Genomic DNA, 12,251 nt, shown 5'->3' with positions numbered 1-12,251 from the left:
TACAACCCTTTTTTCCCAGAAAAGGAATTCACCTGGAAAACGATTTCACTTGCAAAACCATAGCAGCCTTTCTACATTCTGGGCAAACAACTTTTTTCACCTTTGAGGACCTTGCAAAAACCTACGTGAACAGACAACAATCGCCCCCCTCCTCTGAACCGGCAGCAGAGCTGGTCTGCGGCAATCAATTCGGCACCTTCTTCGGCGTAAGCCAAACCACCTTTGACAGGGTCTGGAAGCAGATCACTGCTCCGGAAGGCAACTCCGTGGCCTATGTCTCCATGGAGATCGGCGCTGATCCCGATGTGTTCCACCCGGTACGCAACTACCTGCTCAGCCATCAGGTCACCACCAGCAAGCAGGCGCCACTCAACCAGCTGCTGGAGCGCTATCTCAACGGGCCGCGTAAAATCCCCAACTACAGCGGCGGCCTCGGAGTCCTGGCCGGCGACACCCTGAAGAGCTTTGCCGACATGCACCTGCCGGTGGTGGGGGTCAGCCTGCTCTATCGCGGCGGCTACTTCTCCCAGGTCGTTGACTCCAAGGTCGGCCAGATCGACCACGCGACCAGCTGGACCCCTGAAGCGACCCCGACCCTGTTCCGCCTCCATCAGCCGGACCATCCCGAAGAGCCGCTGGAAATCGAGATCCCCTTTTTCAACGGTGGCCAACAGCCGCTGCTCTGCAAGGCCCAGGTCTGGATGAAGATGGAGATCGCAGAAGGACTTGACTACTTCACCCCCGAGTTTCTCCTGGACTATAACCTGGCCGATGCACCCCAGTGGGTCGGCGAGGCGGCCCAACAACTCTACAACGCCAAGTCCGACTACGTCAAAGCCAACCAGCGGCGGATGCTCGGCAGCAGCGTTCTCCCTCTGCTCTCCGCCCTGGGCATCAGCTCCCAGACCATTCACCTCAACGAGCAGCACGGCGTGACCGCCACCCTGCACCTGATCTTACAGGAACTGGCCACCACCCTGGGGGAGAACTATGCAGAGCTGATGACCGACCGTGATATCCTGGCTGCCGCCAGCCGGGTTTCCCAGAAGATCGTCTACACCATCCACACCCCGGTCAAGGCCGGCCATGATCGTTTTTCCCGAGAGATGTACTCCTCCATCAGCCATGCCGCCTTCCAGCGGATCCTCAACCTGGTGGCCCATGACGATGAGCACCACCATGAGTACAACTTCACGGCCATGGCCATGCGCCTCAATCGGAGCATCAACAGCGTCAGCCGACTCCATCGGGACGTGACCAGGAAACAGTTTCCAGCCTTTACCGACAAGATCAAGGCCATCACCAACGGGGTCCATCACCTGACCTGGATCAGTGACCAGCGGGCCGAACTGTTCGACCGGATTCCCTCCCTGAAATCCTGGCGGGAGAACCCCGGCTGTTTCTCCAGCCTGGCCATTGATGACTACCCGGAGCTGACCTCCGGCCTCAAAGAGGCCTGGCAGCAGGATAACCTCCGCTTGATTGAGTACACCAACCAGATGCTCGACCGCCACCGGGCCCAGATGTCGGAGACCTGGATCGATCCCCCCAACTATCTCTCCCGGCTCTCCGCCCCCACCCGGCTCGAGGCCGAGGTCTTTACCATCGGTTTTGCCCGACGCTTCTCCACCTATAAACGGGCCGATCTCATCTTTGATGATATCCCTGCCCTGGCCAGGATCCTCGTTGAAAATAACTGGCCGGTCAACTTCCTCTTTGCCGGCAAGGCCCATCCTGAGGACGAACCCGGCAAGTCCGTGCTCAAGCTCCTCCTCGACTGCCAGGAAGCCCTCTTCCGGCACAGCAATGGCCTGGGCAAACTGATCTTTATCCCGGACTATGACATGAGCATTGCCAAGCTGATGGTTGCAGGGGTCCACTCCTGGCTCAACAGCCCCAAACGCCCCCTGGAGGCGAGCGGCACCAGCGGCATGAAGGCCGCCATGAATGGGGTGCCCAACATCAGCGTCCTGGACGGCTGGTGGGTTGAGGGCTACCATGGGGGCCAGACAGGCTGGAAGTTCGGCTATGACGGACCGGTTGATGAGGCCGACCTGAGCGAGGATCCCTCTACCCTGCTCTACAACGAAGACTCTGCCTCATTCTACCGACAGCTGCCACTGATCCTTGAGGCCTTTTACCACCGACCTGAATCATTTTTGGCCAAGGCGGTGAACAACCTCAAGCTCAATGTCCCCATCTTTAACACCCATCGTATGACCGCCGAATATATCATGGCCTATGACCTGCACCTCGATCGGGCCACCTCGGCAAAGATTGCCCAATTTCGCAAACTCTACCAAAGTGACCTCGGTTAAACCGACAGGGAGCCGCTTTCTGTGCAGCTTAAGGAAAGCGGCAGGCAGCATCGATCCAGGTCACCAGCTCTTGGCGCCCCGGATCAGGCGCCTCCCCCTTGCTGCAGGTAGTATCCACACGATTTCTGGCTGAACCATCAGCTGAACCCTAAGGAGTAGATGATCATGGCCCGCCATATCAACCCAAGCAACTCAACCAACAAGACCATAGATGCCATCGATCGAAAACGGGAACGAGAGCGTCAGGTCATGCTCAAGAAGGCCCGGGAGAACAGTCGAGAACTCGCTGTCTCCCTGGTCCAACGGCTGATTGACCAGCATATCATTGAGACCAACTCTGCCAGCGCGATCCAGGAGAGCATTGAGCAGCAGCTCTGCGCCATGGGTGATATGGAAGAGTTTGAAATGCGCTACAAGATTGCCCCGATCCGCAACCTGACCCAGGACCCCAATATCATCAGCCTCTTTATCACCCAGTATGTGATTGAAGATCTGTTGGAACACAGCAATATTCAGGATATTTTCGGCGATGATCTGGATGTCTACCGTGCGGTGGACTCGATCCTCAGTGCGCTCCGACCCAAGTGAACCCGGACCGCAAGAGCATGAAGACACGCCACCCCCGCAGCACCCCCTGCCTGCTCTTTGCCAACGCCAAGGGAGAGATCCAGGAGTATGAGGGATTGCAGATGGCCGGCAGCAGTGCCGGTCAGTTTTACCGCCCCGCCCTGGAGGATCTGATCCCCCTGCCTGAAGGGAGTGAGCTCTTCACCCTGCCCGGGCGGCTGCCGGTGGGAATCGAGGAAGAGAGCGGGGAACCCGCCCTCCTGGAGAGCGACCCCTATGGCGGCTCCGGCCAGGTCCAGGCGGTGGCCGCCTTCATGTCACCGGCCTACACCTCGCTGGCCACGGCAGCCTACCACACCCAGGACGAGCAGAGCCCGCTGCTGCCGCTCTTTGCATACACCGCCGTTGGTTGGGCCCAGGGCAGGTTCTGGGTCAGTGGTTTTCGCAGTGACCAGGACCAACGCCAGGATGCCGCCAACTTTGACCAAGAGACCATTACCCGCAAGACCCGCAGCAAGCTCCAGCAGAGCGGCCACAACCGCTTGATTCAACACCTGGGAAAGTGCTGTCTGACCTACTGCTGTCCGGCAGCCCGTAACTACTTCCTCCAACGCTGGGAAGCTCCGCTGCCCAGTTCACCGGTCTGCAACGCCTCCTGTGCCGGCTGCATCTCCCTCCAACCATCCGGCTGCTGTGCCTCCACCCAGGACCGGATCGCCTTTGTTCCCACCCCTGAGGAGCTGGCGGAGATCGGGGCGGGCCACCTCCAAATCGCCCCCAAGGCCATTGTCAGCTTTGGCCAGGGTTGTGAAGGGGAGCCCCTGCTCCAGGCCGACACCCTGGAGAAGAGCATTCGCCTGATCCGCAGCCAGACCAGCCGCGGCACCATCAACCTCAACACCAACGGCAGCCTGCCTGAGGCCGTGGAACGGCTGGCCCTGGCCGGCCTGGATTCCATCCGGATCTCCCTCAACAGCGCCCGCCTGAAAGAGCACAGCCGCTACTATCAGCCGCGGGGCTTCAGCCTGGAGGATGTCAAGGAGTCCATCCGGGTGATGAAGCGTTACCAGCGCCACGTCTCCCTGAACTACTTCATCTTCCCCGGGGTGACCGATGATCCTGACGAGTACCAGGCCCTGTCGGAGCTGATCTGTGACTGTGGTCCCGATTTTATCCAGCTGCGCAACCTCAACATGGACCCCGAGGCCTACCTGCGGGTGCTCCAGCACCAAGCCAGCGCTCCTGCCATGGGCATCCGCAACTGGCTGAGCCGTCTCAAGGGAGAGCACCCCCAGGTGGGCTTGGGCTACTTCAATCCCCAGGTTCGAACATAAAGGCCTGGCCCTGTGCCAGGCGGAGTCGCTCCAACTCCTCGGCGTCGCTGGCTCTAAAAAAATCTCCGGCCCTGGTCAGGGCCTCGGCCACGGAGCGGCTCGACTGTACCCTGGAGGCCAGATGATGGCCAAAGGGGTAGTTCTCTGCAAAGTAGTGGCTGAACTCCTTTAAGCGCCCCAACCGCCGCTCCGGCCTGAAACGGTCCACCAGTCCCTGGGCAAAGGCATGGTAGACTCCGGGAAGAGAGACCACAGGCTGTTCGCCATGGCTGTAGAGCGCAGCACTGATCTCGGCAAAGATCCAGGGCCGGGCTGCCGCTGCCCGGCCGATCATCAGGCCATCGGCCCCACTCTCCTCCAGACATTGCCTGGCCGAGGCCACCGAATCCACGCCGCCGTTGGCAATTACCGGGATGGAGAGCCACTCCTTGACCCTGGCCACCCACTCCCAACGGGGTTTGCGACAGAACGCCTCCTTATGGAGCCGGGCATGGACAGTGAGCAGATCCACCCCCTCATCCTCCAGCATGGTGCAGAGGGCCTTCAGGGGCGCCTCTTCGAGCCGCTCGCCAATCCGGATCTTGGCAGAGAGCGGCAGCTCCGTGGCCCGGCGGGCCCGGCGGATGATTGCACGCACCAGCTCCGGCTTGGCCACCAGCCGACAGCCGCCGCCGCTCTTTCTGACCCGCGGCGCCGGGCAGCCCAGGTTAAAATCGATCATCTCGGCCCCCAGAGGCTCCAGGGCGTGGATGGCCGGCTCCACCAGCTCCGGGTCATTGACCAGCAGCTGATAGGAGAGGGGGGATTCCCCCGGGGTGCGGACCAGAAAGGGGGACCTGGGGCTCTCCCTGGGCAGTCGCCAGGCAGCCAGCATCTCGGTGCTGAGCAGGCCTACGCCGCCAAAGCCCTGGATGGTTGTCCGCAGGGCCGAGTGGGTCAGCCCGGCCATGGGCGCCAGCAGCAGCGGCGGTCCGATGGAAAGCCCCCGGATGATCAATGGCCGGTACCCCGGCATCCTGCTTTGTTCTTGTCCCATGAAATCCACCTTGAAAAAAACCCCTCCCAGGGGTACTATATTGAGAATTATTATCCTGTTCGAAGGTGAGACTGGCAGTCACTGAGGCTGCCAGACCACCGATTAGCCGAAGATCATAACAAAAACGACTGAGCTTGCGCCGAAATCCAGAGGCGCGCCCCAGTTAGGATACCCATAGACAGATACCACCATGAATGCACCAGCCCCCATGCTCCGCCTGACCACCCAACGCCAGGTTATCCTGGAAGAACTGAGCAAGGTCACCAGCCATCCCACTGCCAACGAACTCTACGACCTGGTGCGAAAACGGCTCCCCAGGATCGGCCTGGGCACGGTCTACCGCAACCTGGAGCTGATGGCTGACAACGGCATGATCCTCAAGATCGAAGTCGGCGGCACCCAGAAGCGCTTCGATGCCACCACCGAAAACCACTACCATATCCGCTGTGCCGAGTGCGGCAAGGTCGATGACCTGGACATCCCGGTGCTCAACAACCTGGTAGCACAGGCCGCAGCAACGACCTCCTATCAGATCATCGGTCACCATGTGGAATTTACCGGCACCTGTCCTGCCTGCCAGCAGCGGCTGGCCCGCGAACAGGCGGCCCAGTAAGCGCAGCCCCTCCCCTGGCACCCCTCGCCCCTCTTCAAAGCGGTGAGCAGAGTAAGCAGCAAACAAAAGCAACAGAATGAAAAAAGCGGTCAACCTGTGCCCAGGTCGCCGCTTTTCTCCTCTTCTTTACCGGATCAGGACTTCTTCAGCTGAAGGCCACCTTGCAAAAGCGCCGCTTGCCCACCTTGAGCAGCACCTCGCCGCTGGCTTTAATCTCGGCCTTGACGTCGGTCACCTTGTCTCCGTCGATACTCACCGCATTCTGGGTGATCATCCGCCGCCCATCGGAGCTGGACTTGACAAGTCCTGCCTCCTGGAGCAACTTCGGGATCCAGATCTCCTCCTCAGCCACCTCCAGGGTCACCTCCGGGATATCATCGGGTAATTCATGGCGGGCAAAGACCTGCTCAAAGTTGCGCTCTGCATCGTCGGCTGCCTCAGCCGAATGGAAGCGGCTGACAATTTCCTTGGCCAATTTGACCTTCACCGCCTTGGGATGAAGGGTACCCGCGGCGATATCCTCCCTCAAGCGGGTGATCTCCTCCATGGAACGATCACTCAGCAGCTCAAAGTAGCGAAACATCAACTCATCGGAGACAGACATCACCTTGCCAAAGATATCGTTGGCCGGCTCAGAGATGCCGATGTAGTTGCCCAGGGACTTACTCATCTTGTTGACCCCGTCCAAGCCCTCCAAGAGCGGCATGGTCAGGACAATCTGCGGTTCCTGGCCCTTGTGACGCTGCAGGTCACGGCCCATGAGGAGGTTGAAGGTCTGGTCGGTGCCGCCAAGCTCCACGTCGGCGCTCATGGCCACCGAATCATAGCCCTGGATCAGGGGATAGAGGAACTCATGGATGGAGATAGGGCGATTGGCCTCGAAACGCTTCTTAAAATCATCCCGCTCCAGCATCCTGGCCACGGTTAACTGGGAGGCCAGCCTGATCATCTCGTAGGAACTCAACTCACCCAGCCAGGTGGAATTGAACTGGACCTTGGTCTTCTGGGGGTCCAGGATCTTGAAGACCTGTTCCTTGTAGGTCTCGGCATTGCGCTCGATATCTTCCCTGGTCAGGGGAGGACGGGTATCAGACTTACCGGTGGGATCACCGATCAGGCCGGTGAAATCACCGATCAAAAAGTGGACCTCGTGACCTAAAACCTGGAAATGACGCAGCTTCTGCAAGAGAACCGTGTGACCGAGATGGAGGTCAGGCGCCGTTGGATCAAATCCGGCCTTGATGATCAGGGGCTTTCCGGTCTCCTGGGAACGGCTTATCTTCTTCACCAACTCATCACGGGAGTGGAGATCAACCGCCCCCCGCTGGATAAGCGCAATCTGCTCTTCTACCGACTTCATTTTTCTCTCCCGCTATTTGGCGTATTCAACCGCGCGTGTCTCACGGATCACGGTTACCCGGATCTGGCCCGGGTAGGTCAACTGTTCCTCAATGGCCTTGGCTATATCGCGACTCATCAGGGTGGCTTCGTCGTCTTTGACCTTCTGGCTGTTGACGATGATCCGCAGTTCTCTGCCTGCCTGGATGGCGTAGGACTTATCTACCCCTTTAAAGTTGTCTGCGATATTTTCCAGATCTTCCAGCCGCTTCACATAGCTCTGCAGCATCTCCTTACGGGCCCCGGGCCTGGCGCCGGAGAGGGCATCCGCCGACTGCACCAAGACGTCAAGCACACTCTTGGGCGGCTGGTCTTCGTGGTGGGCACCGATGGCATAGACGATGTCTTCCGGCTCTCCATACTTCCTGGCCAGGTCCCGACCGATAACGGCATGGGAGCCTTCCACCTCGTGGTCCACGGCCTTGCCTATATCGTGGAGCAGACCGGCACGTTTGGCCTTCTTCACATCCAGGCCGAGTTCAGCGGCCATCACCCCGCAGAGGAAGGCCACCTCCAGGGAATGCTTCAGAATGTTCTGGCCATAACTGGTCCTGAACTTCAGGCGACCGATCAGGTTGATCAGGTCCACATGCATCCCATGGGCCCCCACGTCAAAGGTGGCCTGTTCACCGGCCTCCCGGATCTCCACCTCCAGCTCTTCGGTGACCTTCTGGACCACCTCCTCGATCCGGGCCGGATGGATCCGGCCATCGGAGATCAGCTGCTCCAGGGCTAAGCGGGCCACCTCCCGGCGGATGGGATTAAAACCGGAAAGGATCACCGCCTCCGGGGTATCATCGATGATGATGTCGATCCCGGTGGCGGCCTCGATGGCTCGGATATTACGCCCCTCCCGGCCGATGATCCGGCCTTTCATCTCATCGTTGGGCAGGGGTACCATGGAGACGGTCTTATCGGCGACATAATCACCGGCATAGCGGGCAATGGCCAGGGCCAGAATATTTTTCCCCTTGCGGTCTGCCTCGATCTTCATCTCATTTTCGATGCGTGACAGGCGCTTGGCACAGTCCATCCTGGCCTCGCTCTCTATCAACTCCATCAGCTGCTGTTTGGCCTCTTCACGACCAATGCCGGCCAGCTTCTCCAGAGTATAGCGCTGTTCATCAACCAGAGAGTCGTAGGTCTTCTCCTGTTCCAGCAGCTGCTCTTCCCGAACAGCAACCTTCCCCTCCTGCGCCTTGAGCTCGTCCTGACGGGTTTCCAGGAGCTGAAAGTCCTTCTGGACCTCATCAAACTTACGATTGAGGCGGCGCTGATCGTTCTTCAGCTCTTCACGACTGATCTTGATCTCGCGTTCCGCCTCCTGCTTGGCCTGATAGGCCTCCTCTTTGGCCTGGAGCAGACCCTCTTTCTTAATCTGCTCAGCTTCGCTGATGGCGTTTTCTATGATCTGACGCCCCTGGGACTCGAGATTCTTCCGGTTTCCCTCGACCAAACGTTTACGGAGGTATACCCCAACCCCCAGGCCGACAATAAAATTAGCCACTGCAAGCAGCATGGTCGTCACATTGAGTTCCACAAAAAACACCTTATGTTGCGCAGTTTATTATCGCTCGTGCATAGGCGAAACAGTGGACTGCTGAAAATGGTATACAGGAAGGGGGGCGTGCGGATCGCGGCGAGCATCGGCGTCAGGAACCAGGTCAGATCTAACAGCTCCAGGGAAGCGCCAACCTGTCACAACAACCAACAGGTGCCTGCCGCTTGACGGTCTATGGAAATACGAGAAATTAGAGACAGATAGGACAATTCAGCTTCTCGTAAAAACAGCCCAGGTGAAGGGTTTCACATCTAGGATCTATGTAAACCTGATCTCATCAGAGGGGTCGTTGGTAGCAACCTGTTGGCGTCCTTAGCCACGCTCGTCTCCATCCCGACATAAGCACGTTAGATGGAGTATATGTGCACAGCAGCTCTTCCCTGCTGGTATTTCAAAAAAAAACCCCCGCGCTGCCGTGTTAACGGAATGATTAAACCTAATAAATTAGGTGGGCAATGCCAGCTGCCGTCCTCAGGGAATCAGTGAAGATTTCCATCCTCCGACAAAATAGCTACCCTAATCATGAGAGTTGGCTCAATACTCCGTTAATCACCAACAGAGCAGGGGACTTTTCTATTCTGTTGTCTTTAGTATAGCAGAACGCTCCGCGAAACTAAACGATAATCTCTCCTGCCTAGTCAATTTGGGACGACATCTTCCGGACAAGCTTCTCTATGGACGCCTGCTGGGTCTCTCGAAATCGTTGGTGTTCCTGCTCCAACTGCACACACCTTGCAGCAAGCCGAAGACTTCCCAGAACCAGCATCTTGCTCGACGGGATGGTACTGCGCCCGAGAGGTTCATCCCCCTCAAGCTCCTGACGGAGGAGTGTAATGGCCTGTTCAACGTCGTCGCTGGGCGCATCGCTGTAGAAGGCAAACTCCTGACCAAACAGGTTAAAACGGACGAGACGCTCTTTCATTAGGATCGATGGCCCGGCCCAGGCCTACTGTCCTTCGCCTTCACCGCTGAAGGGAGAGTCCTGATCCGCCTGTTCCGCAGAGTCACTGCTGCCGGCTTGATCGCTGTCCTGCTCGCTTTCCCACTGGGAGATCCGGTCCAGCAGGCCTGAGACCCGGTTGCTGACCGAACTGCGCTCATCGTTGAGGTTCTCGATGGTTGCCTTCAGGTCGGCACACTCCATATCGCGTTCCTGCAACATCTCCTCAAGGGCATTATAATCGGATTTCAGCTGACTATACTGGGTTAAAAGCTGGTCAACAAGTTCTTCCAAGCGAAGTAATTCCGCGTTATGTTCCATGGTTATCCCTCGGATTTAAGTTCTCGGAAAGGTTAAAAAAAAAACCTTACGATAATATTGTCTCAGTTCGCTGCAGCCAACTATACCGATGAGCCACTGCAAGCGCAAGGTTTTTAGAAAACAGGACCCAGGAAAGCACGCTCAACAACGGCTGAACTCCCAGGAGAGGGGCTGACCGTTGTCATAGGGCATGAAACCGTGGAAGATCCTGGGATCATCGTCAAAGATCAGGGGCAGAAAATACCGATCCCCTTCCCACATGGGCAAGGTCTCCAGGGTATCCAGGCTATGCCAGGCCAGCTCGCCCTCCTCGTTGGACTCCATCAAGGTTCCGGAATAGGAGGTGATCAGGAAGATAAAACCCAGCCAGTTCTCACCCTTGGGGCCAAAACCGGTCCAGTTGATCGTGCCCCGCAGGATCAACTCGTCACAACGCAGCCCGGTCTCTTCACGGACCTCGCGGCGCATACACTGGAGGATGTCCTCATTGGCTTCCATCTTTCCCCCTACCCCGTTATACTTGCCGAGATGCTGGTCATCCTGGCGGGCATTACGATGAACCAGGAGGGTCTTTTGTCGATCAGGGGAGAGGATGTAGCCGAGGGTACCGATGATAGGTTGATACATTGTGTGCTTCTGCCTTATAGTCGCAGTTATTGTTTTTGCAGTTTCCCATTTCTGGGTATAATAGATGAACAGGCAATTTTTCCAAGGGATAAAGGCTCGAAACGGGCAAGAGAAGTGATCGTCAGGATGAAACACCCAACACCAGCAGTGAGCAGGCGCCGTTGCGTCCTTGCACCCTTCGGCCAGCCCGTCCTCTGGGCAGCGATGACAGCAGTGCTGCTCCTGAGTATGGTGCCGCTCTCCCAGGCCGGCCAACGATTCCCCCTCTATCCCGAGATCCAGGCCAATGTCTCGTTCTGGAAAGATGTCTACGGCCGCTACACCTCCCGCCAGGGCATTCTCCATGACCGTGACAACCTCCACATCGTCTACGCGGTGATCGACCTGGTCGACTGGGAGGCCCCGGGCTCCGGCCAGATCAATCGCAATTTGATCAAATATGCCCGGCGTCACCTGAAAAACATCCTTACCGACCTGGGTCACGGCAAGAAAGCCACCACTGCCCAGGCCAGACGGATCGCCGCACTCTTCCCGAAACAGCGGCACACCAGTTTTCTCAAGGCCCGGGACAATATCCGTCTCCAGATCGGTCAGCAGGATCGTTTTCGGGCCGGAGTCGTTCGCTCCGGTAAATATCTCCAGGCGATCAAGACCATCTTCAGAGGCTATGGCCTGCCCCAGAAGCTGGCCTACCTCCCCCACGTGGAGTCCTCCTTCAACCCTCAGGCGCACAGTAAGGCCGGCGCCGCCGGGCTCTGGCAGTTCACCCGCAGTACCGGTCGTAACTACCTGACCATTGACACGGTCCTGGATGAACGCTACGATCCCCTGCTCGCCAGCCACGCGGCAGCACGGCTGCTCAAGGAAAACCATAGCCAGCTGGGAACCTGGCCCCTGGCCCTGACGGCCTATAACTATGGCCGGTCCGGGATGCTGAGGGCCGTTAAACAGCATCATGACTATGTTACTATTTTCCAGGAGTACAACCAGGGCTACTTTAAATTTGCCTCCCGTAACTTTTACTCGGAATTCTTGGCCGCAACCCAGGTGGCCGAAGCCCTGGCAGCCGACCCGACCCTCTTCCCTGAACGGCCGGAGGCCATCATCACCCTGCCCCTGAAGGGCTATGCCTCTGCCCAGAGCCTACGTAACTTTTTCCGGGTCTCCAAGCAGGATTTCGCCCGCCTCAACCCGGCCCTGCGAAGCTCGGTGCTCCAGGGCCGCAAGCTGGTCCCCAAGGGCTACCCCCTGCGGTTGCCCGGGAGTAAACGGATTCGCCTCAAACGCAGTCAGTTGAAGGCTTCCTTCTATCAATCCAGGCAACGCGAAGGCGAAGGCTCTGTCCACTTGGTCCGGCGGGGCGACACGGTCAGCTCCATTGCCAGGAGATACAAAACCACCACCAAGGCCCTGCGCCAACTCAACCGACTCAACCGCCAGGCAACCATCAGGGTCGGCCAGCAGCTGGCTGTCCCCCATCACCCCGGCAAGATCATTACCCTGAAAACCATCTCCAAAAACAAACCCTAGCCCCAC

At 58.2% G+C, this 12,251-nt stretch carries 11 protein-coding genes and 1 other RNA gene; 5 read left to right on the top strand and 7 right to left on the bottom strand.

Annotation, left to right across the window (positions count from 1 at the left end):
• Window positions 1-125 precede the first annotated feature (125 nt).
• The 3 genes from glgP to G494_RS0111280 all read left to right on the top strand — a co-directional run bounded on the left by glgP (window position 126) and on the right by G494_RS0111280 (window position 4,219).
• Window positions 126-2,318 carry an alpha-glucan family phosphorylase gene (gene glgP, locus G494_RS0111290; RefSeq protein WP_051305617.1) on the top strand — a complete coding sequence of 731 codons (2,193 nt, stop codon included), beginning with the start codon at window positions 126-128 and terminating at the stop codon, window positions 2,316-2,318.
• Between the two features lie 165 nt (window positions 2,319-2,483).
• Complete coding sequence (locus tag G494_RS0111285; RefSeq protein ID WP_028584628.1) at window positions 2,484-2,906, top strand: hypothetical protein; 423 nt, start codon at window positions 2,484-2,486, stop codon at window positions 2,904-2,906.
• Window positions 2,907-2,923: 17 nt separating this feature from the next.
• Window positions 2,924-4,219 (top strand): radical SAM protein, encoded by a 1,296-nt coding sequence (locus G494_RS0111280; RefSeq protein ID WP_028584627.1) that lies wholly within the window; start codon window positions 2,924-2,926, stop codon window positions 4,217-4,219.
• On the opposite strand, the gene G494_RS23045 is transcribed toward G494_RS0111280, so the two are convergent.
• Window positions 4,197-5,255: a tRNA dihydrouridine synthase gene (locus tag G494_RS23045; RefSeq protein WP_232362538.1), complete on the bottom strand. Its 1,059-nt coding sequence runs from the start codon at window positions 5,253-5,255 to the stop codon at window positions 4,197-4,199. The two genes, G494_RS0111280 and G494_RS23045, sit on opposite strands and share 23 nt — an antisense overlap.
• A 190-nt stretch (window positions 5,256-5,445) precedes the next feature.
• Here G494_RS23045 and G494_RS0111270 point away from each other — a divergent pair, with 190 nt between their 5' ends.
• Window positions 5,446-5,868, top strand: coding sequence for a Fur family transcriptional regulator (locus G494_RS0111270; protein ID WP_035246267.1), 423 nt, complete (start codon window positions 5,446-5,448; stop codon window positions 5,866-5,868).
• Between the two features lie 145 nt (window positions 5,869-6,013).
• Here G494_RS0111270 and tyrS read toward each other — a convergent pair whose 3' ends face one another.
• The 6 genes from tyrS to G494_RS0111245 form a co-directional block, all read right to left on the bottom strand.
• Window positions 6,014-7,228 (bottom strand): tyrosine--tRNA ligase, encoded by a 1,215-nt coding sequence (gene tyrS, locus G494_RS0111265; RefSeq protein WP_028584625.1) that lies wholly within the window; start codon window positions 7,226-7,228, stop codon window positions 6,014-6,016.
• 12 nt (window positions 7,229-7,240) lie between these two features.
• Window positions 7,241-8,806, bottom strand: coding sequence for a ribonuclease Y (rny, locus tag G494_RS0111260; protein WP_028584624.1), 1,566 nt, complete (start codon window positions 8,804-8,806; stop codon window positions 7,241-7,243).
• Window positions 8,807-9,225: 419 nt separating this feature from the next.
• A non-coding RNA gene (gene ssrS / locus G494_RS26140) (6S RNA) lies at window positions 9,226-9,397 on the bottom strand.
• 64 nt (window positions 9,398-9,461) lie between these two features.
• Window positions 9,462-9,749 (bottom strand): cell division protein ZapA, encoded by a 288-nt coding sequence (zapA, locus tag G494_RS0111255; protein WP_028584623.1) that lies wholly within the window; start codon window positions 9,747-9,749, stop codon window positions 9,462-9,464.
• A 24-nt stretch (window positions 9,750-9,773) separates the two neighbouring features.
• On the bottom strand, window positions 9,774-10,088 hold the full coding sequence (zapB, locus tag G494_RS0111250; protein ID WP_153305846.1) for a cell division protein ZapB: 315 nt from the start codon (window positions 10,086-10,088) through the stop codon (window positions 9,774-9,776).
• A gap of 141 nt (window positions 10,089-10,229) precedes the next feature.
• Complete coding sequence (locus tag G494_RS0111245) at window positions 10,230-10,715, bottom strand: NUDIX hydrolase (protein WP_028584621.1); 486 nt, start codon at window positions 10,713-10,715, stop codon at window positions 10,230-10,232.
• A gap of 126 nt (window positions 10,716-10,841) precedes the next feature.
• Here G494_RS0111245 and G494_RS23040 point away from each other — a divergent pair, with 126 nt between their 5' ends.
• Window positions 10,842-12,245, top strand: coding sequence for a lytic transglycosylase domain-containing protein (locus tag G494_RS23040; RefSeq protein ID WP_161629976.1), 1,404 nt, complete (start codon window positions 10,842-10,844; stop codon window positions 12,243-12,245).
• Window positions 12,246-12,251: the final 6 nt, after the last annotated feature.

This window comes from Desulfogranum mediterraneum DSM 13871 (genome assembly GCF_000429965.1).
Taxonomy (GTDB): Bacteria; Desulfobacterota; Desulfobulbia; order Desulfobulbales; family Desulfobulbaceae; genus Desulfogranum; species Desulfogranum mediterraneum.
This window is presented reverse-complemented; position numbering and strand designations above follow the sequence as displayed.

What these genes read in the sequence shown, in the direction of transcription:
- G494_RS0111285 (WP_028584628.1), top strand. Translation starts at nt 2,484, where the DNA reads ATGGCCCGCCATATCAACCCAAGCAACTCAACCAACAAGACCATAGAT.
- G494_RS0111280 (WP_028584627.1), top strand. Translation starts at nt 2,924, where the DNA reads ATGAAGACACGCCACCCCCGCAGCACCCCCTGCCTGCTCTTTGCCAAC.
- G494_RS23045 (WP_232362538.1), bottom strand. Translation starts at nt 5,255, where the DNA reads ATGGGACAAGAACAAAGCAGGATGCCGGGGTACCGGCCATTGATCATC.
- G494_RS0111270 (WP_035246267.1), top strand. Translation starts at nt 5,446, where the DNA reads ATGAATGCACCAGCCCCCATGCTCCGCCTGACCACCCAACGCCAGGTT.
- tyrS (WP_028584625.1), bottom strand. Translation starts at nt 7,228, where the DNA reads ATGAAGTCGGTAGAAGAGCAGATTGCGCTTATCCAGCGGGGGGCGGTT.
- zapA (WP_028584623.1), bottom strand. Translation starts at nt 9,749, where the DNA reads ATGAAAGAGCGTCTCGTCCGTTTTAACCTGTTTGGTCAGGAGTTTGCC.
- zapB (WP_153305846.1), bottom strand. Translation starts at nt 10,088, where the DNA reads ATGGAACATAACGCGGAATTACTTCGCTTGGAAGAACTTGTTGACCAG.
- G494_RS0111245 (WP_028584621.1), bottom strand. Translation starts at nt 10,715, where the DNA reads ATGTATCAACCTATCATCGGTACCCTCGGCTACATCCTCTCCCCTGAT.
- G494_RS23040 (WP_161629976.1), top strand. Translation starts at nt 10,842, where the DNA reads ATGAAACACCCAACACCAGCAGTGAGCAGGCGCCGTTGCGTCCTTGCA.